Raw genomic sequence first — 21,533 nt, forward strand, 5'->3', positions numbered from 1 at the left:
AGCCTGACTCAAGGTCCATGACGTGCTGCCTACCGAACATCGGCTGAGGCGGCGCGAGGACTTCGCGGCCGCGGTACGCCGAGGACGCAGGGCCGGGCGCCCGCTCCTTGTCGTGCATCTTCGTACCGGCCTCACCAGCGGTGATACGGACCCGCACGCATCCGGGGAGAGTGCTCCTCCGGCGCGTGCGGGTTTCGTCGTAAGCAAGGCGATCGGCGGTGCCGTCGTCCGCAATCTGGTGAAGCGGAGACTGCGCCATCTGATGCGGGACCGCATCGACCGATTTCCCGCAGGTAGCCTTGTGGTCGTACGGGCGCTGCCCGGCGCGGGTGAGGCGGGTCACGACCAGCTGGCCCGCGATCTCGACACGGCAGTGCAGCGGCTACTGGGAGGGGTGCCGCGATGAAGTACCCGCTGCTGTGGTTGATCAAGCTGTACCAGTGGACCATCAGCCCGATGCTGGGACCGGTCTGCAAGTACTACCCGTCGTGCTCGCACTATGGCTATACGGCCATCAACCGGCACGGCGCGGTAAAAGGAACGGCGCTGACGGCCTGGCGCATCTTGCGCTGCAACCCATGGTCACTCGGTGGCGTCGACCATGTCCCGCCCCGGAAGCGTCCGGTGTGGCACCAGCGGCTGCGGAACCGCCTCGGCGGGCATCCGGCTGTGGAGCCCGCCGCACAGCCCGAGACCCAGCCCAAAGCCCAAGGAGCCTGATTCGTGGACACGATCCTCGGTCCTCTTTATGACGTAGTTTCCTGGATCATCGTCCAGTTCCACTCGTTCTACAGCTTGATCTTCGATCGGGACAGTGGCTGGGCGTGGGGTCTGTCCATCGTTTCGCTGGTGGTGCTGATCCGGATCTGCCTGATCCCGCTCTTCGTGAAGCAGATCAAGTCGACGCGGAACATGCAGGCGCTCCAGCCCAGGATGAAGGCGATCCAGGAGCGCTACAAGAGTGACAAGCAGCGCCAGTCCGAAGAGATGATGAAGCTCTACAAGGAGACGGGTACCAACCCGCTCTCGAGCTGTCTGCCGATCCTCGCGCAGTCGCCGTTCTTCATCTCGCTGTACCAGGTGCTCAACCACATCGCGAACAACAAGACGGTCGGTGTCATCGACCAGTCGCTGCTGGACAGCGCCCGTAACGCCCATATCTTCGGCGCTCCGCTGTCGGTGAAGTTCATGGACTCGGCCTCGAAGGTCGAATCCCTCGGCGCCTCGCTGACCGACGTCCGCGTCGTGACCATCACCATGATCGTCCTGATGTCGGCCTCGCAGTTCTTCACCCAGCGCCAGCTGATGACCAAGAACGTCGACCTCACGGTGAAGACGCCGTTCATGCAGCAGCAGAAGATGCTGATGTACGTCTTCCCGATCATGTTCGCCGTCTTCGGCATCAACTTCCCCGTCGGTGTCCTCGTCTACTGGCTGACCACCAACGTCTGGACCATGGGCCAGCAGATGTTCGTCATCCGCCGGAACCCGACCCCGGGCAGCGTGGCCTTCAAGGCCCGCCAGGAGCGGCTGCGGGCCAGCGGCAAGCTGAAGGAGGAGCCGGCCGAGGTCGCCGCGAAGGAGGCGGCCGAGACGGCGCGCGCCAACCGCCAGCAGCCCAAGCGCCAGACCAAGGCGAAGCGCTCCACGACCGGCCACAGCAAGGCCAGCTCGCAGCCGAGTTCCTCGGTCTCCATGGAGAAGTCCACCGAGGACAAGCCCGCCGAGAAGCCGGGACCGGGGCAGAAGAAGGGCGCGCAGGGCGGCAAGCCGGCCGGCGGCGGCTCGGCTTCCGGCTCCTCCCGTGGCTCGAAGTCCGGCCAGCGCAAGGGCCAGCAGCGCCCCAAGCACCCGTCCAAGAAGTAACGAAGGAGTCCATCCGTGACGGAAGGCACCACCCCGGCAGCCGAGGGTGTCGACACCCTGACCCGCCTTGAGCAGGAAGGGGAGATCGCGGCCGACTACCTCGAGGGGCTGCTGGACATCGCGGACCTCGACGGCGACATCGACATGGACGTCGAGGCCGATCGCGCCGCGGTGTCGATCATCAGCGACTCGACCAGCCGTGATCTGCAGAAGCTGGTCGGCCGCGATGGCGAGGTGCTGGAGGCCCTTCAGGAGCTGACCCGCCTCGCGGTGCACCGGGAGACCGGCGACCGCAGCCGGCTGATGCTCGACATCGCCGGATACCGGGCCCGTAAGCGTGCCGAGCTGACCGAGCTGGGCACCAAAGCGGCCGAGGAGGCGAAGGGCACCGGGCAGCCGGTGAAGCTCAAGGCGATGACGCCCTTCGAGCGGAAGGTGGTGCACGACGCCGTGGCCGCCGCCGGGCTGCGCAGCGAGTCCGAGGGCGAGGAGCCCCAGCGCTGCGTGGTCGTGCTTCCGGTCTGAAGCGGTTCCGTCTCGTGATCCACACGGCCCCGTCTGCACGCAGACGGGGCCGAATCTTGTCAGCCTTACATCATCGTTCAGCAGAGTGTTCGGTACGGAAGGACGGTCCCCGTGACGGAAGCAGCGGAGCTCCCCCCGGCGCCCCCCGAGGCAAGGGACGTATTCGGTGACCGTTTCCCGGAGGCCGTCCGCTACGGCGAGCTGCTGGCGGATGTGGGAGTGACCCGCGGGCTGATCGGCCCGCGGGAGGTGCCGCGGCTGTGGGAGCGGCATCTGCTGAACTGCGCGGTGCTCTCCGAAGTGGTGCCCGAGGGGGTCACCGTCTGCGATGTGGGCTCGGGGGCCGGGCTCCCCGGTATCCCGCTCGCCCTGACCCGTCCCGATCTCCGGATCACGCTGCTGGAGCCCCTGCTGCGCCGGACGAACTTTCTGCGGGAAGTGGTGGAGCTGCTGGGGCTGGAGCATGTGACGGTGGTGCGCGGCCGCGCCGAGGAGGTCCTCGGGAAGCTGACCCCGATGCATGTGGTGACGGCACGGGCGGTGGCCCCGCTGGACCGGCTGGCCGGCTGGGGGGTTCCGCTGCTGCGCCCGTACGGCGAGATGCTGCTGCTGAAGGGTGACACCGCCGAGGAGGAGCTGAAGCAGGCCCGGGCGGCGCTGGGCAAGCTGGGCGTGGTGGGGACCTCGGTGCTGCATGTCGGTGCGGGAGTGGTGGACCCGCCGTCCACGGTGGTGCGAGTCGAGGTCGGGGAGAGCCCCGGAGGTGTGCGCTTCGCGGCGAAGCGGGCCAAGGCCGCTCGCCGCTCGCCGCGCCGTCGACCATGAATCAGGAGCATTGCTCCATACAAGCTGGCAAAACTACGCATACCGGAGTGTCGCGACCCATCGACGAGCCCTCCCGTGCATCGTGTTTCACGTGAAACGTCGCTCCCTGCTGCATGGAATCATCAGTCGCGGTCGTGCGGCGGCCTTGCCCCGCGACCGCCGACCCCGTATGAACGTGGATTCATCCACAGGAGAAGGGGCCTCGCTGGTTCACGACCCCAAAAGCATGGCAGGCTCTGCTTATTGCGAGCCTGATGTCGAGGAGAGTGAATCCTTGCGGTCCGACGCCAACATCGCGGGGCCGATGACCGATCCGGTCCCCGGCCCCCGTACTGAATCGCCGGGGGAGGATGTTTCACGTGAAACGCCGCCTCCGATGGACGACACCCCTATCGGCCGTGCCGCTCAGCTGGCCGTCGAAGCCCTGGGCCGCGCCGGTGAGGGGTTGCCCAGGCCGGAGCAGACCCGGGTGATGGTGGTCGCCAACCAGAAGGGCGGGGTCGGGAAGACCACGACCACGGTCAATCTGGCTGCCTCGCTCGCCCTGCACGGTGGTCGCGTGCTGGTGATCGATCTCGACCCACAGGGCAATGCCTCAACGGCGCTGGGGATCGACCACCATGCCGAGGTTCCATCGATCTATGACGTGCTGGTCGACAGCAAGCCGTTGTCCGATGTGGTGCAGCCGGTCCCGGATGTGGAGGGCCTCTTCTGCGCTCCGGCCACGATCGATCTCGCCGGTGCCGAAATCGAGTTGGTCTCCCTGGTGGCCAGGGAGAGCCGGCTTGAGCGGGCCATCGAGGCGTACGAGCAGCCGCTGGACTACATCCTGATCGACTGCCCGCCCTCGCTTGGCCTGCTGACGGTCAATGCGCTGGTGGCCGGCGCGGAAGTGCTGATCCCGATCCAGTGCGAGTACTACGCACTGGAGGGGCTGGGGCAGCTGCTGCGGAATGTGGATCTGGTGCGGGGCCATCTCAACCCCAAGCTCCATGTCTCCACGATCCTTCTCACCATGTACGACGGTCGCACCCGGCTGGCCTCCCAGGTCGCCGACGAGGTGCGGAGCCACTTCGGCGGTGAGGTGCTCCGGACGAGCATCCCACGATCGGTGCGCATCTCCGAGGCCCCCAGTTATGGGCAGACCGTCCTCACCTATGACCCGGGGTCGAGTGGGGCGCTCTCCTATCTGGAGGCGGCCCGTGAGATCGCCCTCAGAGGTGTCGGTGTGCACTACGAAGCCCAGCACGTCCATGCCTTGCCCGAGCTCAGCCAGCACGACCAGCACAGCAGCATGCAGGAGGGGATTCAGTGAGTGAGCGACGCAGAGGACTGGGCCGTGGGCTCGGTGCCCTGATCCCTCCCGCGCCGAAGGGGGCGGACAACGCCGCGTCCTCGGCGGGGGCGGGAACGGTCACGACGACCGGGGCCACCACCTCACCGACCGCGGTCCCGGTGCTCACCCAGGAGCGCGGAGTGGCGGCGGCCAAGGTGGCCGGACTGGCCACGCACACCGTTCCACAGGAAACCGAGCCCGCGCCACGGGAGCAGGAGCCCGAGGCCGTCGCCCCGGAGGCGATGCCGGAGGAGGTGGCCGGGGCTCATTTCGCCGAGCTGCCGCTGGACTTCATCACCCCCAACCCGCGGCAGCCCCGTGAGGTTTTCGACGAGGACGCGCTGGCCGAACTGGTCACCTCGATCCAGGAGGTCGGTCTCCTCCAGCCCGTCGTCGTACGACAGTTGGCGCCGGAGCGCTATGAGCTCATCATGGGTGAGCGCCGCTGGCGGGCCTGTCGTGAGGCCGGGCTGGAGAAGATCCCCGCGATCGTCCGGGCCACCGATGACGAGAAGCTCCTCCTGGACGCGCTCCTGGAGAACCTCCACCGGGCCCAGCTGAACCCGCTGGAAGAGGCTGCGGCGTACGACCAGTTGCTGAAGGACTTCAACTGCACGCATGACGAGCTGGCCGACCGTATCGGGCGCTCGCGTCCGCAGGTCTCCAATACGCTGCGGCTGCTGAAGCTATCCCCGTCCGTGCAGCGCAGGGTGGCCGCCGGGGTTCTCTCCGCGGGCCATGCCCGGGCACTGCTCTCCGTGGACGACCCGGAGGAGCAGGACCGGCTGGCCCATCGCATCGTCGCCGAGGGGCTCTCGGTGCGTGCGGTGGAGGAGATCGTCACCCTGATGGGGTCGCGCTCGGGCGGTACGACCAAGCCCAAGAGCCCGAGGGCGGGTGCACGGGTGTCCCCCGCGCTCACGGATCTGGCCTCACGTCTCTCCGATCGGTTCGAGACGCGGGTGAAGGTCGACCTCGGTCAGAAGAAGGGAAAGATCGTCGTCGAGTTCGCCTCAATAGAGGATCTCGAGCGGATCCTCGGCACGCTGGCCCCCGGTGAGGGGCCGGTGCTGGAGCAGCCGCTCTCCTCCGAGGACGGAGCGGTGGACGAGGACGAGTGAGGCGCTGCCCGTGCGGTTCAGGCCGTACGGAAGGGCAGCGCGGGGCGGGTCGCGTTCCGACATGGTCGGAACGCGACCCGCTGTTTGCCCAAGGGCGGTATCGGTGCAATCTCGGCACGGATACGATGCGGTCAGATAGGGCGGATCCATGTGGAGGCGCCGCATGTGGAGGGCAGGGCCATGCGATCGGTGAGCCGCACCGGACTGTTGGCCACAGGATTGGGCCTGGGAGCTGTCGGCGGTTTCGTCGGCAGTCTGCTCAGGGAGCGTAGTGCGCTGTCAGCCGCCCGTGGCGCGGCTGGCCACGGAAGTGAAGGACTGGCTTCATGGGGCGTCGGCTCGTACCGCTCACGTTGGACAACCTCCCGGACATCCCCAAGCGCTGCCGCGCCTGTGTCTTCTGGGAGCTCGATCCGGTCAGCGGCGAAGCAGCCGTAAGGGCCGGCCGGCCGGAGCTGGAGAAAGAGGCATGGATCTCTGCCGTTCTGCTGGAGTGGGGATCCTGCGGCCGAGTCGTCTATGTCGATGAGGTTCCGGTGGGCTTTGTGCTGTACGCGCCTCCGGCGTATGTACCGCGCTCCACGGCCTTCCCGACCAGTCCGGTCGCGGCGGATGCCGTCCAGCTGATGACGGCATGGCTGATGCCCGGATACCAGGGGCAGGGGCTGGGCCGGGTGATGGTGCAGACCGTCGCCAAGGATCTGATCCGCCGCGGCTTCAAGGCGGTGGAGGCGTTCGGGGACGCCACCTGGAAGGAACCGGCGTGTGTGCTCCCCGCCGAACATCTGCTGGCCGTGGGCTTCAAGACCGTACGGCCGCATCCGCGCTATCCCCGGCTGAGGCTGGAGCTGAGGACGACGATCTCCTGGAAGGAGGATGTCGAGCTGGCCCTGGACCGGCTGCTCGGCGCCGTCCAGAAGGAGCCCGCGCTTCGGCCGCTGTAGCGGGTTCCACGTGAAACACGAAGGGGCTGCCCCGATGGGCAGCCCCTTCGTGTATGAGGGCGAGGCGTGGTGCAGCTCAGCCGATGAAGTCGGCCAGGTCGCGCTCGATGGCGGCCTTGGGCTTGGCGCCGACGATGGTCTTGGCGACCTCGCCGCTCTGGTAGACATTGAGCGTCGGGATGGACATCACGCCGTACTTGGCGGCCGTCGCCGGGTTCTCGTCGATGTTGAGCTTGGCGATGACGATCTTGTCGGGGTGCTCGGCCGCGATGGCCTCCAGGGAGGGGGCGATCTGGCGGCACGGACCGCACCAGGCGGCCCAGAAGTCGACGAGTACCGGCTTGTCGCTCTTGAGGACCTTCTCCTCGAAGTCGGCGTCCGTCACGGTGACCGTGGCACCGGCCATGGCAATCTCCTTAGTGAGTTGGTGCAGAGGTGGGAAGCGGAGTCAGACGGTGGCGTCGCCTTGGCCGAGCGAGGCGAGGTACCGCTCGGCGTCCAGTGCCGCCGAGCAACCGGTGCCGGCCGCGGTGATCGCCTGACGGTAGGTGTGGTCCACGACATCGCCGGCGGCGAAGACACCGGGCAGGTTGGTCCGGGTGGTGGGCGCGTCCACCTTCAGGTACCCGTCGTCGTCCAGGCCCAGCTGGCCCTTGAACAGCTCGGTGCGCGGGTCGTGGCCGATCGCGATGAACAGCCCGGTGACCGGCAGCTCGGAGGTCTCGTCCTTCTTGACGTCGCGGATCGTGAGACCGGAGAGCTTGCCGTCGCCGTGGATCTCCTCGACCAGGCTGTCCCAGATGAACGAGATCTTCGGGTCGGCGAAGGCCCGCTCCTGCATCGCCTTGCTGGCGCGCAGGGTGTCCCGGCGGTGGACCACCGTGACCGACTTGGCGAACCGCGACAGGAAGGTCGCCTCCTCCAGGGCTGTGTCACCGCCACCGATGACGGCGATGTCCTGGTCCTTGAAGAAGAACCCGTCACAGGTGGCACACCAGGAGACACCGCGGCCGGAGAGCTCGTCCTCGCGCGGCAGCCCCAGCTTGCGGTGCTGAGAGCCGGTGGCCACGATGACGGTCTTGGCACGGTGGACCGTACCGGCGGAGTCGGTGACGGTCTTGATCTGCTCACTGAGGTCGACCGCGGCCACGTCGTCCGGAATGAGCTCGGCGCCGAAGCGCTCCGCCTGGGCCCGCATGTTGTCCATCAGGTCGGGGCCCATGATCCCGTCCCGAAAGCCCGGGAAGTTCTCCACATCGGTGGTGTTCATCAGGGCGCCACCCGCGGTCACGGAGCCTTCGAAGACCAGCGGCTTCAAGGAAGCGCGGGCGGTGTAGAGCGCGGCCGTATAGCCCGCGGGCCCGGAACCGATGATGATCACGTTGCGGACGTCGCTCACGGATGTCTTCCTTGTCTCTGCCGACTGCCGGACTGCTGACTGGGCGGGCGGCTCCGGGTCCTCCGGAATTCCGCTGCCACCCCACCCAACGGATCCTACGGGTCAGGCATTCCCGAGCGCTGTCAGGCAGGGCCCCGGTGTGCGGTGTGCCTCAGCGCCGCGGGTAGGTCCGGGTCACCAGGAGCTCCCCGGGAGTCGTCGGGGACGCCGAGACGCAGGACGCGTCGATCACGAAGGCATCGACGCGCGAGCTGTCGGAGGGGTGCGGGAGGACGACGATATAGGCGCTCTGGCCGTCGTAGATGTCCTGCTGTGCCGCGAGAGCCGGTTCCTTGCGGCCGGTGCCGCTCTGTACGCAGGAGGGCACCTCAGGGTCGTCATCGGCTCGCAGCGGCACATCGGGTGAGTTGCCCTGCCCGGTGACACCGTTCGACGCGGTGGACTTCCGGTCGGCGAGCAGTTCGTGCACGCGGTCCTTGAGCGTGCCCGAGGAGAGGGTGGAGTTCCCGGTGGAGCTCTGGCTGGCGTGCGCCTGGGTGTCGCTGTCGCTGGGATCGCCGGAGGAGCCGCCCTGGAGGAAGAAGGACCCGATGCCGATCACCGCCGCGGCGCATGCGCCGCCGAGGACGGCCTTGCGCCAGCGCCGGGCGCGGCCGGGGCGGGTGCCGGGTCCGGTGGTTCCTCGTCCTGGCCCAGTGGCCCCACGCGGACGCCCGGCGGGCCGGTCCGCCGCGATGGACGGCTTGGCCGTGGGCTCCACGGTGTCGGAGCCGGGGTCGCTGGAGGCGTCATCGGCCGTTTCACGTGAAACAGGCGGGTGCGCGGCGTCCGGATCCGGAGTTTCACGTGAAACATCGGCCACGCGCTCGGGCGCGGTCGCGTCGAGGAGCGCTTCGGCGGCCAGTGCCGCGTCGATGCGGCCCGCGACATCGGCGGGCATCCGTACCGGCCCCGGGAGGGTTCCGAGCAGGGAGCGGATCTCGTCCAGGGACTCCCATACGTCCGCACACAGCACGCAGCTCGAGAGGTGAGTGCGCACATCGACGGCGCGGGACGGAGAGAGCAGACCCTCGGTGAGTGCGGAGATCTCCGCGACTTCAGGGTGCTCTTCCGTGTCCGTCGAGGATGTCACGCTCGCCCACCTCCGCCCTTCACGGCATCTGTGTCGTTCGGTCCTGCCGTCGGTGGGACGGACGTCCCCTGCGTCCGGTTCCTTCCCATGCTCGAGGGTGAGCTACCCCTCCCACTGGGGTGGAGATGTGAGAGGAGGGGCAGCAGTCGTGCGCGGCCCCGGGCGCAGCGGCTCTTCACGGTTCCGGTGGGAACGTCCAGTACCTTCGCCGCCTCCGCGACGGGGTAGCCCTGCATATCGACCAGCACCAGGGCCGCGCGCTGCTCGGGAGGGAGGGTGCGCAGCGCCTGGAGGAGTTCGCGGTGGAGATCACCACGTTCGGCGGGGGCGGCGGCCGACTCATGGGGTTCCAGGAGTTGCTCGAGCCGCTCGGTGTCGTCGACGGGGGAGGTGCGACGGGAGGCGGCCTTGCGGGCCCGGTCCAGACAGGCGTTGACCGTGATGCGGTGCAGCCAGGTGGTCACGGCGGACTGGCCCCGGAACGTGTGGGCGGCGCGATAGGCGGAGACGAGCGCGTCCTGGACCGCGTCGGCCGCTTCCTCGCGGTCGCCGAGCGTGCGCAGCGCCACCGCCCAGAGTCTGTCGCGGTGGCGCCGCACTATTTCGCTGAAGGCGTCCGGGTCGCCGTCGACGTGCCGGGCGAGGAGCTCGCCGTCGCTCGCTCCGCCGATGGTGGCGTCGTCCAACGTTGAGCCCCTCCCCTCTCGGCCGACCGTAGAGGGTCAGCCCTTGACCTTGATCTCCGAGATGCCGCCACGGTAGCGATCGGGGGTGCTGGCCGGAAGCTCCGTGATGTGGACCAGGACGTATCGCGTCCGGACCGGCTTGTCGAGAACGGTGGACAGTTTCTTCCCGACGCTCTTCAGATCGGTGAGGCGTTTGGAGAAGGCGCTGAGTGAGGTGGGGTCGGAGGCGGAGGGATCGGCGGCGAGGACTTCCACCTTCTGGCCGGCGGCGTAGAAGTCGATGTCGAGGCTCGAGACGCGTTTGGCGCTGCCGAGGTCGACGATGATGCCGCTGCCCTGCTTGCGATTGGGCAGGTTACCGAAGTTCGGGTAGCCGTAGAACAACTTGGTCACCCAGGCGGTGTTCGTATCGCCGTCGACGGCGCCGTCGACCTTGTCCGGGGCGAAGGGCGCGTCCAGCGGCGAGAATTCCGTGGCGCTCTCGATGCTGAGCGGCTTGGCCACGGGCTTGAGGCCCTTGCCGTCGTCCTTCTCACCGGTGGACTTGCCCGGGCTGGACTTGTTCTCCTCCTTGAGGAGGGTGTCCGCCAGCTGCCAGCTGCCGAGGCCGAGAGCGGCGATCAGAAGGGCGGAGACGGTCCACTTGAGGGCCTTGCCCGTACGGCTCTGCAGCGGCGGTGGAGGCGGCATGGGAGCGGCCGGACGGGCCGCGTGCGCGGTGCCGCCTCGGTTCGGCTGCTGGCCGTACACACCCTGTTGGTACGTCGTGCGCTGGTACGCCGGGGAGGGGGTGAAGGCGGGCTCCGGCGGCCGGATGCGCGGCATGGCCGCGACGGCCTTGGCCAGCTCCTCGGGGGTGGTGCAGGGCTGGTCCTGACGGGAGGCGGTGGCCCCGTCGTTGACCAGCGCGCGCATCGCGAGCTCGGACAGACCGCGGTGCACTCCGGCACGGACCTGGTCGGGGGCGATCAGGCCCACGCCCTTGGGCAGCCCGGAGAGGCCGTAGGCGTCGGCCTCGTACGGCCAGCGCTGAGTGAGCGCCGCGTACAGCAGCGCGCCGATTGCCTCGGTGTCGGTGCGCTGGGGGTGGTCGACGCTGATACCGCGCAGGGCGGCCATGACGGCCAGCCCGCGGATGCGGTACTGGCCGGACTCGGTGCGCAGCACGGAGCCGGGGTTCAGCCGCAGATGGGCCAGGCCCTCGCGGTGGGCGGCGGCCATGGCCTGGGAGACCTGGCTGACCAGTTGGTACGCGTCGTGCGGTTCGAGCGGCCCGGCGGCCAGCACGGCGGTGAGCTCGGTGGCGTCGGGAAGCCACTCATGGACAACATAGACAAGATCGTTCTCCTCGACGGCGTCGAGGACCTGGACGAAGCGGGGATCGCCCAGCAGGGCCGCCGAACGGGCGGCGGCGAGCACCGACCTGGCGCGCGGATGGTCCGCGGGCACGACATGCACCCCGACGGCACGCCGCAGTTTCTCGTCCACGGCACGCCAACTGCTGAATCCGTCCAGACGGGTGACGCACTCCTCCAGACGATAGCGTCTGGCCAACTTATGACCGCTGTGCAGTTCGAGCGGGTTCGCTTCGGCCGCGGCGCCCGTATCGTCGGCGGCCGCGGCCTCTGTACCCTTGCCGACCTTCTGTTTCGTCCCCGCCCCGTCGGCCGTGGCCTTACCCGCCTCGGCGGTCAGCGGCTCCTCTCCACCGCTGTCGGCCACGTCGACGGCAGCCGTGCTCCGTTCCGCCACCGTCGTTCCTGCCTCCCCATCCGTTGCGCCTACTCCGAGCCAAGACAATTGTGCCCACAGTCCGCCGCTATGCACGACACACGGTGGCGGACGATGGTTGTGCTCAACGATCAACGTCCGAGTCGTCCGCGCACCATACCGACCATGGCCGTCAGCTCATCAACGCGCATCCGTTTCGCAGCAATGTAGAAGACCGCGATAAGAACGAGACCGCCGCCCAGCAAAGCCGCTACGGAGCCGACGACGCCCATTCCGAGGGTCTGCATGATGGTGTAGGCCGAGCCACCGCCCAGGAGGGCGGCGGGGACGCTGGCGCCGACGAGACGGGTGTAGGTGCGCACGACGCGGGGGCCGTCCAGATCGCCGCCCAGCCGGTTGCGCAGCCGCTTCCAGGCCACACCCACGCCGATGGCGTAGGCCAGGCCGTAGGCGGCCGCCATACCGGCGACGGCCCAGCGGGCGGGGAGCAGGAGATAGGCGAGCCCGGATCCGGCGGCGTTGACGGCGGCGATGATCACCGTGTTGTAGAAGGGGGTGCGGGTGTCCTCATAGGCGTAGAAGCCGCGGAGGACGACGTACTGCACGGAGAAGGGGATCAGACCCAGGCTGAACGCCATGAGGATGTAGCCCATGGAGACCGCCGCGTCGGTACCGGAGGCGCCGAACAGCAGCGTGCACATGGGGATGCCCAGGGCGATGAAGCCGAAGGCGAGCGGGACGATGGCGACCGCGGAGGTGCGCAGGCCCTGCGAGATGTCGTCGCGGACCGCTCCGGCGTCCCCGTCGTGGGCCGCCCGGGAGATCCGGGGCAGCAACGAGGCCATGACGGAGACGGTGATGATCGCCTGCGGCATGCCCCAGATGAGCTGGGCGCTGGAGTAGCCGACGAAGCTCATGCCGGGCGCGTTCTGGTTCTCGGCCTCGGCACCGGCCGCGGTGGACAGCTGGGTCACGACCAGTACGCCCGCCTGGTTGGCGAGGACGAACAGGACCGTCCACTTGGCCAGCTTGGCGGCCTTGCCGAGGCCGTGGCCGCGCCAGTCGAAGCGCGGCCGGAAACGGAAGCCGGTGGCACGCAGGTAGGGGAACATCGCCAGGGACTGGACGATGAGCCCCAGCAGGGTGCCCATGCCCAGCAGCCGGATGCCTTCGGCGGTGATGGTCGTGGTGTCCATCTTGGAGCTGCCGGCGGTGCCGAACACCCAGATGAACAGGCCGAAGGTGAAGATTATGACGATGTTGTTCAGGACCGGGGTCCACATCATCGCCCCGAACCGGCCCCGGGCGTTGAGGATTTGGCCGACCACCACGTGAATGCCCATGAAGAAGATGGTGGGCAGGCAGTAGCGGGCGAAGGTGACCGCGACCTCGTTGTCGGCGGGGTTGTCCGCGATGGTCGGCGACATCACGCGGATCAGCACCGGCGCGGCGAGCACGGTCACCGCGACCAGGAGGCCGAGCACCACCATCACCAGGGTGAGCAGCCGGTTGGCGAATGCCTCGCCGCCGTCGTCGTCCTCCTTCATCGCGCGCACGAGCTGCGGGACGAAGACGGAGTTCAGACCGCCGCCGATGGTGAGGATGTACACCATCGTCGGCAGCGTGTAGGCGAGGGCGTAGGTGGAGCCGAGGGTGGCCGCGCCCAGGCCCGCGAGGACCACCATCTGCCGGACGAAGCCGGTGAGCCGGGAGACCAGGGTGCCCGCGGCCATCAGCGCGCTGGACTGGAGCACGCTGGACGCGCGGCCCTTGCCCGCTGAGGGCTTCCTCGGCTCGGCCCCGGTCGCGGGGGCGGTCACCACCGGGGCGGCCACCGTGGGGGCGGCGGCCGTCGCGCCGACGGGCTCGGATCTGGACGGTCCGGGGAACGGCGCCTGCCCCTGAGCGGGCGCCTGGCCCTGGGGGTAGCTCTCCGCGCCCTGTGGATAGCCCTGGCCCTGGCCGGGCCGGGACTCATAGGGCTGCTGCTGATCGCGGTAGAGGTGCGCGAAGGCGTCCCGCTGCGGCTGCTCCCCCGCCCCGTAGGCGCCACCGGCCCCCGGATAGCCCTGGCCCGCCTGATCGGCGGTATACGGCTGCTGTGCCGTGCCCTGGTGGCCGGCGGCGGCCTCGGGGGACCAGGCGCGCGGGTCGGGGCCCTGCGGCGTGGGGGGCTGCTGGTAGTACTGCTGCTGGTAGCCGTCCTGCTGCGGTGCGTGGGAGGAGCGCCGGTCGTACAGGGGGTCCGTCAGCGGGTCGTGGGCGTACCGATCCTGCGTCGGATACGGGTAGGGCGTGAAGCTGCCCGTCGCGTACGAATCGTCCAGGTACGGATCAGGTGCGTAGTACTGCTGGCCGTAGGACTGGCGCGGATCGGCCGGGGGCGCCTGCTGGGCGTCGCCCAGATACGGATCCCGCTGGTGGGGTTCCTGTCCGTAAGGGTCGTGGGGGCCGTGAGGGGACGGCTGTGGCGGCGGTGGCACTCGGCCATCACCGTCATACGGCGCGTTCATCGCTACCCCACCTCATCGTCCACTGCGGCCCACCGGCCCCGGCATTGCTCAATGGTCCACTTTCTCACCCGAGCCGGACGGGCCAGCGCTTTGCGATCCGGTGTCCGACGCCGGGTCACTCGGCTGCTCGGGCACAAGGGCGTGTGCGGGGTCACACCGGTCGGTCTCCGGGGCCTCGCTGTCGTCCTCATCCTGCCCGTGCGCCTCCTCGGCGTCTTCCCCGTCCCCGCCGTCCTCACCATTCCTGGCGGCCGCGCGCTTGCGCTGCACATAGATCCGGACACCGGCGAGGACCAGCAGCAGCACACCGCCGGCGATCACGAGAATCACGGTCGACGTGATTTCGGTGACATTCACCTCGAACAGCATCTCGTCGCCGTACGGCTGGCCGTCCGGGGTGTAGAGCTGCGCCGAGACCCACACCGGGCCGTTCGCGTTGGCCGTGGTCCCGAACTTCACGGACTGGCTGTGGCCGCCCTCCACATTGACCAGCTGGGGGTCGCTGACCGCCAGCCGGTTGCCCTGCTGCGAGCGCAGGACGAGCCGCAGCTCGACGCTCTGCACCAGGTTGTTCTGCACGGTCACCGGGACGGTCGCGCTGCGCCCGGAGAGGGTCATGTCGGTCTTGGGGACCAGGCGCACCTTCTTGGTGAGCCCGGAGAGATAGGTCTGCACATCGTGCCGGAAGCCGGTCGCGTTCTGCGCCTCGCTGCGCCACGAGGTCGACATCTCGCGCCTGATCGCGTTCCCGAAGGGGGTGACCACCCGGTATTTGGCGGTCAGGATCGGCTCGAAATTGTCCAGGGTCTTCTGGGTCTCCTGGATCCGGTCGAACGCCTCGGTGGGCAGCTCCCGTGCGCGCAGCGACCGGGGGTAGGAGCGGGTGCTCGGCACCCGCTGGGTGGCGCTCGGGTCGGGCTTGGCCTTCGCGGCCTGCCCCAGGCTCAGCGGCTGCGTCCACTGCCCGGAGAGGCCCTCCATGGCGGCCGCCATCGCCTGCGCCTGGCTCGTGGTGGGCGTCCGCTGGGGGGCGACCACGATGCTGCGCTGCCTGTCCGGCGCCTGGAGGTTGATCATCTGGCTCTGGGCAAGGAACCGCTGGATGGCGAGGGTGGAGTTCTCCGCCTTGGACATGTCGCCGGTGAAGGCCGTCGACAGCCGCGCGTCGGCGACCACCGCCGTATTGCCGCCGCCGATCTGGCGGGCCGCGGTGGGGGTGTAGGAGAGCCCGCCGGTCTCGCGCAGACTGTCGCTGCGGGCGATCACGTTGTGGGCGCCGGCGGAGGTGGCGACGTCGACGATCGAGGAGTCGACCGCGCCCTCGACGGGCCAGGCGAAGTCCGTGCGCGGCCGCGCCCCGAGGATGGTCTCCACGGTCGTCGAGGCGAGTTCGGTGGCGCCCTGGAGGTGGCTGAGGGCGCCGGTGACGTTCTTACCGCGGTGGGCGAGCGAGGCGAGGTCGGGGTCGGCGAACGGCAGCGCGACCACCTGCTTGCCTTCCACGGCCTTCTGGAGGGCGTCCAGCCACTGCTTGGCGACGGTCTGGCCGCGGCCCGCCCTGGTCCCGTTGCCCGAGGGGTTCTGGACCTCGTACTTCTTGGTCATCGCGTCGACCGTGGCGAGCAGGTCGGGGTCGACCACCCAGGTGATGGGGAGGTTCTTCCCCAGGGCGACCATCTGCTGCAGCCGACCGCCCGGGGCCAGCTCCTTGACCAGGCGGTCGTCCCGGAAGATCGGGGTGCGGTCCTCGTCGTTGTCCGTGCGGGCGGTCACATGGGTGGCGGAGATCAGCGGCCACAGATAGGTGAGCTGGGACTTCTTCTGGGACGGGCCCGACTGCCAGGGCAGGAAGGTCCGCTCGATGCCCAGCACCTGCGGCCAGGGCTGATGGGAAGTGCCACCGGTGAGCGAGACGCCGAGCTGATAGACGCCGTTCTCCCCCAGGTGCAACTGATCCACCGGTATGGAGAGGGAGAAGTCACGGCTGGTGCCGGCCGCCAGCTTGCCGATCTTCTTGGCGTATTTGCCGTCGATCTCGGTGCCGTCGAGCCCCTCCGTATAGCCGGTGCGGTGGGCCGTGGTGTCGATCGCGCTGCGGCCGCTCATGGTCGGGCCGACGCGGAGGCCCACACGGGCGTCCGAGACCGTGCCCTTGGTGTCGTTGGTGACGGTGCCGCTGACGGTGAGGGTGTCGCTCTTCTTGGGCGCGGTGGGGGTCAGTGAGGTGATGGAGACATCCACCGATCGCGAGCCGGTGGCCTTGCTCTCGGCGTGGGCGGCGGGTGCCGCCGGAATCTGTGCCAGGCCCGCGAGCATCGGCGCCGCGGCCAGCAGGGCCGCCGTGCGCCGCAACCATCGCCGGGCACGAGCGGAAGTTGTCCCCCGGAGGTCTGCCGCATCGGCCACGCGCTCGCCCGTCCCTTGTCGTCAGTAGGTCGTCAGTGGTCGTCGCAATGTGCGTCCACGAAATGGTAACGATGCCCGCTGTGACGAAGTGCTGTGGAGGGCTCCACAAGATCGTTACGCAGTGGTGGCCCCATCGGGGGTGGAGTCTCGGGGGCGCACGGCCACGTACCCTGTTCTGTTGTGCCGAACGCCAACAATGACAGCCGATCCCCGCAGTCGACCAACGAGCTCAGCCAGGTGCAGCGCCGCGCCGTGGGCGAGCTCCTGCGGGTCTCACCCGTTGCCGACGATCTTGCCCGTCGTTTCCAGCAGGCCGGTTTCCGCCTGGCCCTGGTCGGCGGCTCGGTACGGGACGCGCTGCTCGGCCGGCTCGGTAACGATCTGGATTTCACGACGGACGCACGGCCGGACGAGGTATTGAAGATCGTACGGCCCTGGGCGGACGCGGTCTGGGACGTCGGCATCGCCTTCGGTACGGTCGGCTGCCGAAAGGGCATGTCGCCAGGAAGCGGGTCGGATCAGAGCTTCCAGATCGAAATCACAACTTATCGGTCAGAAGCCTACGACCGGACATCTCGGAAGCCCGAGGTGTCCTACGGCGACTCCATCGAGGAGGACCTGGTCCGCCGGGACTTCACGGTCAACGCGATGGCGGTGGCGCTTCCGCAGAAGGAGTTCATCGACCCGCACCACGGTCTGGAGGATCTCGCCGCCCGGGTGCTGCGCACTCCGGGGACGCCCGAGGAGTCCTTCTCCGACGATCCGCTGCGGATGATGCGTGCCGCGCGCTTCGCCGCGCAGCTGGACTTCGAGGTGGCCCCCGAGGTCGTCGCCGCGATGACGGCGATGGCCGAGCGCATCGACATCGTCTCGGCGGAGCGGGTGCGTGATGAACTCAACAAGCTGGTCCTGGCCGATCACCCCCGCAAGGGGCTGCGGCTGCTGGTGGAGACCGGGCTCGCCGACCGCGTCCTGCCGGAGCTTCCGGCGCTGCGCTTGGAGCGCGATGAGCACCACCGCCACAAGGATGTCTACGAGCACTCGCTGACGGTGCTGGACCAGGCCATGGACCTGGAGACCGAGGGTCCCGATCTGACGCTGCGGCTGGCCGCGCTGCTGCATGACATCGGCAAGCCCAAGACGCGCCGCTTCGAGAAGGACGGCCGGGTCTCCTTCCACCACCACGAGGTGGTGGGGGCCAAGATGACCAAGTACCGGATGACGAGGCTCAAGTACTCCAATGAGCTGATCAAGGAGGTCTCCCGCCTGGTCGAGCTGCATCTGCGCTTCCACGGCTATGGCACGGGGGAATGGACCGACTCCGCGGTCCGCCGCTACGTCCGTGACGCCGGGCCGCTGCTCGACCGGCTGCACAAGCTGACCCGCTCGGACTGCACCACGCGCAATCGGCGGAAGGCGACGGCGCTCTCGCGTGCGTACGACGGTCTCGAGGAACGCATCGCCCGGCTGCAGGAGCAGGAAGAGCTGGACGCGATCCGCCCGGATCTGGATGGCAACGAGATCATGAAGATCCTCGGCATCCCCCCGGGGCCGCAGGTCGGCAAGGCGTACAAGCATCTGCTGGAGCTGCGGCTGGAGCACGGCCCGATGGAACGGGACGCCGTGATCTCCGCGCTTCAGGAGTGGTGGGAAGCTCAGCCGGAGGGCTGAGCCCCTCACGTTTCACGTGAAACATCGACCCGCTTGGCGCTCTGCCGGTCATGTTTCACGTGAAACCTCACCAGGAGCGTGGTGGCCGCGTAGAGCAGCGCCACACAGATCAGCAGTGCGGCCGATCTGCCGTCCGGCGGCAGTATCACCGCGGCGACCGCCGCGGCTCCCACGAAGGCGACATTGAACAGCACGTCGTAGAGGGAGAAGATCCGCCCGCGGAAGTCATCGGCGATGGAGGACTGCACCACGGTGTCGGTGGCGATCTTCGCGCCCTGGGTGATCAGCCCGAGGACAAACGCGGCGATCAGCATGGGGGCGGGCTCGAAGGGCAGTCCGAGCCCCGGTTCCAGGAGGGCCGCGCTCCCGGCGCACACCATCACCCAGGAAAGCCGTCCGTCCGGCTGGGCGGGTGAACGGGCCCCGAGCCGGGTCACCGCCCATGGCGTGATCACCGCCGCGGCGAAGAAGCCCGCCCCCGAGACGCCGACGGCCAGCCCCAGAAGTGCGAGCCCCTGGGACTCGGTGTCGGCCCATGCGTAGCGGCAGAGCATCAGCACCGTCACCGTGAGCGCGCCGTAGCAGAAGCGCATCAGTGTCATCGCGGTGAGCGCCACGGTGGGATCCCGGCGCTCCAGCAGATGGCGTACGCCCGCGACCAGGCCCCGCGCGGTGCTCATCAGGGCCGCGGAGAGGCGGGGCTGAAGGGCCGCGGGGTCCGGCCCCAGCAGACCCGGTGCCATCAGCAGGGCCGTGAGCCCGGCGATGAGATAGAGCGCGGCGCCCACCAGGACGACGAGCGCGTCCGAGGAGGTGCCTCCCGGGCCCGACAGCCGGACGATGAAGGCGAGGCTGCCCCCGGCCGTGGCGGCGAGCGTTCCGGCCGTGGGTGAGAGGGAGTTGGCCATGACCAGGCGCTCCTGGCTGTCCACGACCCGGGGCAGGGCCGCCGAAAGTCCGGCCAGCACAAAGCGGTTGACGGCCGTCACCGACAGGGCCGAGACATAGAAGAGCCACTCCGGCACCTGGCCCAGCACCAGCACGGCGGTTCCGGCGGCCAGCCCCGAGCGCAGCAGATTGCCGTAGAGCAGCACCTGCCGCCTGCGCCAGCGGTCCAGCAGCACCCCGGCGAAGGGGCCGAGCAGGGAGTAGGGGAGCAGCAGGACGGCCATGGCGGAGGCGATGGCCGTGGCGGAGGTCTCCTTCTCCGGGGAGAAGACCACATAGGTGGCGAGCGCCACCTGGTAGACGCCGTCGGCCGACTGGGACAGCAGCCGGATGGCCAGGAGGCGGCGGAAGTCCCGCAGTTGCAGCAGTACGCGGAGATCACGCACAACAGGCATGGCGTCAGCCTCACACACCACACGGGCCTCCGGGTGTATTACCCGAAGGCCCGTGATCACGCGGCGGGAATCAGCGCATGGCGCCTCAGCGCTCGACCTCGCCCCTGATGAACTTCTCCACGTTCTCCCGCGCCTCGTTGTCGAAGTACTGCACCGGAGGCGACTTCATGAAGTACGAGGAGGCCGAGAGGATCGGGCCGCCGATGCCGCGGTCCTTGGCGATCTTCGCGGCGCGCAGCGCGTCGATGATGACACCCGCGGAGTTCGGGGAGTCCCACACCTCGAGCTTGTACTCCAGGTTCAGCGGGACATCGCCGAACGCACGGCCCTCCAGGCGGACATAGGCCCACTTGCGGTCGTCCAGCCAGGCCACGAAGTCCGAGGGGCCGATGTGGACGTTGTCGGCGCCGAGGTCGCGGTCGGGGATCTGGGAGGTGACGGCCTGGGTCTTGGAGATCTTCTTGGACTCCAGGCGCTCCCGCTCGAGCATGTTCTTGAAGTCCATGTTGCCGCCGACGTTCAGCTGCATGGTGCGGTCCAGGACGACGCCCCGGTCCTCGAACAGCTTGGCCATCACGCGGTGCGTGATGGTCGCGCCGACCTGCGACTTGATGTCGTCACCGACGATCGGCACCCCGGCCTCGGTGAACTTGTCCGCCCACTCCTTGGTGCCGGCGATGAAGACCGGGAGGGCGTTGACGAAGGCGACCTTCGCGTCGATGGCGCACTGGGCGTAGTACTTGGCGGCGTCCTCGGAGCCGACCGGCAGGTAGCAGACCAGAACGTCGACCTGCTTGTCCTTGAGGACCTGGACGACGTCGACCGGGGCCTCGTCGGACTCGTCGATGGTCTCGCGGTAGTACTTGCCGAGTCCGTCGAGCGTGTGGCCGCGCTGGACCGTGACACCGGCCGTCGGCACGTCACAGATCTTGATGGTGTTGTTCTCGCTGGCGCCGATGGCGTCCGCGAGGTCCAGGCCGACCTTCTTCGCGTCCACGTCGAAGGCGGCCACGAACTCCACGTCCTTCACGTGGTAGTCGCCGAACTGCACGTGCATCAGACCCGGCACGCGGGTGTCCGGGTCGGCGTCCTTGTAGTACTCGACGCCCTGCACCAGCGAGGCGGCGCAGTTGCCCACGCCGACGATGGCTACACGAACCGAACCCATTCCGGTTGCTCCCTGTGTGTACTGGACGAGGCCCCGCGGATGCCGGGCCTCACTTGGCGGTGTCATCGGACGGATCCGGCCGGGAACCACCCCGGTGCCGGGGCGGGCCGTCCGCATCTTCTGACTGGTCCTGCTGTGGTGGCCGGTCCTCGTCCCGCTCGGTCGTCCGGACCTGCCCGGCGGTGCCGTCGCGCCGATCGCGCCCGGCCCGCTCGCTCTCGATCAGCTCGTTCAGCCAGCGCACCTCGCGCTCCACCGACTCCATTCCGTGTCGCTGCAGCTCGAGGGTGTAGTCGTCCAGGCGCTCGCGGGTACGGGCCATGGCGGCGCGCATCTTGTCCAGGCGCTCCTCCAAGCGGCTGCGCCGCCCCTCCAGCACCCGCATCCGAACGTCTCGTGACGTCTGGCCGAAGAAGGCGAACCGGACACCGAAGTGCTCGTCCTCCCAGGCGTCCGGCCCGGTGTGGGAGAGCAGCTCCTCGAACCGCTCCTTGCCCGCCGCCGTGAGCCGGTAGACGATCTTCGCCCGGCGGCCGGAGAGGGGCGCCGCGAGGGCGTCCGGGGAGGTGCTGCCGGATTCCTCGATCAACCAGCCGTTGCCGACCAGCGTCTTGAGGCAGGGATAGAGGCTGCCGTAGCTGAACGCGCGGAACACCCCGAGTGAGGTGTTGAGCCGCTTCCGCAGCTCATATCCGTGCATCGGTGACTCGCGCAGCAGGCCGAGAACGGCGAACTCCAGGACGCCTGAGCGTCTGCTCATTCCCCGCCTCTCCTCTCCTCCGGGCCCGCTATGTCGAGCTGATGTATCGACTCGATACATCAAGACGATAGAACCGTGCGCGGGAAGGGACAAGAGGGACCACGGTG

At 68.7% G+C, this 21,533-nt stretch carries 19 protein-coding genes; 9 read left to right on the top strand and 10 right to left on the bottom strand.

Annotated elements, in window-relative coordinates; all coding sequences use genetic code 11:
- Window positions 1-22 precede the first annotated feature (22 nt).
- The 8 genes from rnpA (at window position 23) to LIV37_RS25490 (ending at window position 6,617) form a co-directional block, all read left to right on the top strand.
- Window positions 23-406, top strand: a complete 384-nt coding sequence (gene rnpA, locus LIV37_RS25455) for a ribonuclease P protein component (RefSeq protein ID WP_037954594.1) — start codon at window positions 23-25, stop codon at window positions 404-406.
- Window positions 403-720 carry a membrane protein insertion efficiency factor YidD gene (gene yidD / locus LIV37_RS25460; protein ID WP_020869966.1) on the top strand — a complete coding sequence of 106 codons (318 nt, stop codon included), beginning with the start codon at window positions 403-405 and terminating at the stop codon, window positions 718-720. The genes rnpA and yidD overlap by 4 nt, the downstream gene beginning before the upstream one ends.
- 3 nt (window positions 721-723) lie before the next feature.
- Window positions 724-1,866 carry a membrane protein insertase YidC gene (gene yidC / locus LIV37_RS25465; RefSeq protein WP_020869967.1) on the top strand — a complete coding sequence of 381 codons (1,143 nt, stop codon included), beginning with the start codon at window positions 724-726 and terminating at the stop codon, window positions 1,864-1,866.
- 15 nt (window positions 1,867-1,881) lie between these two features.
- Window positions 1,882-2,391: a Jag family protein gene (locus tag LIV37_RS25470; RefSeq protein WP_020869968.1), complete on the top strand. Its 510-nt coding sequence runs from the start codon at window positions 1,882-1,884 to the stop codon at window positions 2,389-2,391.
- 111 nt (window positions 2,392-2,502) lie between these two features.
- Window positions 2,503-3,216, top strand: coding sequence for a 16S rRNA (guanine(527)-N(7))-methyltransferase RsmG (rsmG, locus tag LIV37_RS25475; RefSeq protein WP_020869969.1), 714 nt, complete (start codon window positions 2,503-2,505; stop codon window positions 3,214-3,216).
- Between the two features lie 226 nt (window positions 3,217-3,442).
- Window positions 3,443-4,531 (top strand): ParA family protein, encoded by a 1,089-nt coding sequence (locus LIV37_RS25480; protein ID WP_121824524.1) that lies wholly within the window; start codon window positions 3,443-3,445, stop codon window positions 4,529-4,531.
- Window positions 4,528-5,673 carry a ParB/RepB/Spo0J family partition protein gene (locus LIV37_RS25485; protein WP_020869971.1) on the top strand — a complete coding sequence of 382 codons (1,146 nt, stop codon included), beginning with the start codon at window positions 4,528-4,530 and terminating at the stop codon, window positions 5,671-5,673. The genes LIV37_RS25480 and LIV37_RS25485 overlap by 4 nt, the downstream gene beginning before the upstream one ends.
- A gap of 326 nt (window positions 5,674-5,999) precedes the next feature.
- Window positions 6,000-6,617 carry a GNAT family N-acetyltransferase gene (locus LIV37_RS25490; RefSeq protein WP_020869972.1) on the top strand — a complete coding sequence of 206 codons (618 nt, stop codon included), beginning with the start codon at window positions 6,000-6,002 and terminating at the stop codon, window positions 6,615-6,617.
- A gap of 76 nt (window positions 6,618-6,693) precedes the next feature.
- Here the strand turns inward: LIV37_RS25490 and trxA are convergent, their stop codons facing one another.
- The 7 genes from trxA to LIV37_RS25525 all read right to left on the bottom strand — a co-directional run bounded on the left by trxA (window position 6,694) and on the right by LIV37_RS25525 (window position 16,484).
- On the bottom strand, window positions 6,694-7,023 hold the full coding sequence (trxA, locus tag LIV37_RS25495; protein ID WP_020869973.1) for a thioredoxin: 330 nt from the start codon (window positions 7,021-7,023) through the stop codon (window positions 6,694-6,696).
- A 42-nt stretch (window positions 7,024-7,065) separates the two neighbouring features.
- Entirely contained in the window at window positions 7,066-8,016 is a 951-nt protein-coding gene (gene trxB / locus LIV37_RS25500) for a thioredoxin-disulfide reductase (protein WP_020869974.1), read from the bottom strand.
- Between the two features lie 151 nt (window positions 8,017-8,167).
- The gene (locus LIV37_RS25505; RefSeq protein ID WP_020869975.1) at window positions 8,168-9,148 is read right to left on the bottom strand and encodes an anti-sigma factor; all 981 of its coding nucleotides are present in this window, start codon (window positions 9,146-9,148) and stop codon (window positions 8,168-8,170) included.
- The gene (gene sigM, locus LIV37_RS25510) at window positions 9,145-9,834 is read right to left on the bottom strand and encodes an RNA polymerase sigma factor SigM (RefSeq protein WP_020869976.1); all 690 of its coding nucleotides are present in this window, start codon (window positions 9,832-9,834) and stop codon (window positions 9,145-9,147) included. The genes LIV37_RS25505 and sigM overlap by 4 nt, the downstream gene beginning before the upstream one ends.
- A 36-nt stretch (window positions 9,835-9,870) precedes the next feature.
- Window positions 9,871-11,586, bottom strand: coding sequence for a protein kinase family protein (locus LIV37_RS25515; RefSeq protein ID WP_020869977.1), 1,716 nt, complete (start codon window positions 11,584-11,586; stop codon window positions 9,871-9,873).
- Window positions 11,587-11,696: 110 nt separating this feature from the next.
- Complete coding sequence (murJ, locus tag LIV37_RS25520) at window positions 11,697-14,078, bottom strand: murein biosynthesis integral membrane protein MurJ (RefSeq protein ID WP_020869978.1); 2,382 nt, start codon at window positions 14,076-14,078, stop codon at window positions 11,697-11,699.
- A gap of 48 nt (window positions 14,079-14,126) precedes the next feature.
- Window positions 14,127-16,484 (bottom strand): DUF6049 family protein, encoded by a 2,358-nt coding sequence (locus tag LIV37_RS25525; RefSeq protein ID WP_121824523.1) that lies wholly within the window; start codon window positions 16,482-16,484, stop codon window positions 14,127-14,129.
- A 180-nt stretch (window positions 16,485-16,664) separates the two neighbouring features.
- Between LIV37_RS25525 and LIV37_RS25530 the strand changes: the two genes are divergently transcribed.
- Window positions 16,665-18,155, top strand: a complete 1,491-nt coding sequence (locus tag LIV37_RS25530; RefSeq protein WP_020869980.1) for a CCA tRNA nucleotidyltransferase — start codon at window positions 16,665-16,667, stop codon at window positions 18,153-18,155.
- A 5-nt stretch (window positions 18,156-18,160) separates the two neighbouring features.
- Here LIV37_RS25530 and LIV37_RS25535 read toward each other — a convergent pair whose 3' ends face one another.
- The 3 genes from LIV37_RS25535 to LIV37_RS25545 form a co-directional block, all read right to left on the bottom strand.
- Window positions 18,161-19,498: an MFS transporter gene (locus tag LIV37_RS25535; RefSeq protein ID WP_020869981.1), complete on the bottom strand. Its 1,338-nt coding sequence runs from the start codon at window positions 19,496-19,498 to the stop codon at window positions 18,161-18,163.
- Window positions 19,499-19,583: 85 nt separating this feature from the next.
- A complete protein-coding gene (locus LIV37_RS25540; RefSeq protein WP_020869982.1) occupies window positions 19,584-20,666 on the bottom strand; it encodes an inositol-3-phosphate synthase in 1,083 nt (360 codons plus the stop codon).
- A gap of 49 nt (window positions 20,667-20,715) precedes the next feature.
- Entirely contained in the window at window positions 20,716-21,426 is a 711-nt protein-coding gene (locus LIV37_RS25545) for a PadR family transcriptional regulator (protein WP_020869983.1), read from the bottom strand.
- Between the last annotated feature and the right edge of the window lie 107 nt (window positions 21,427-21,533).

Origin of the sequence: Streptomyces rapamycinicus NRRL 5491 (genome assembly GCF_024298965.1) — a bacterium.
GTDB lineage: Bacteria > Actinomycetota > Actinomycetes > Streptomycetales > Streptomycetaceae > Streptomyces > Streptomyces rapamycinicus.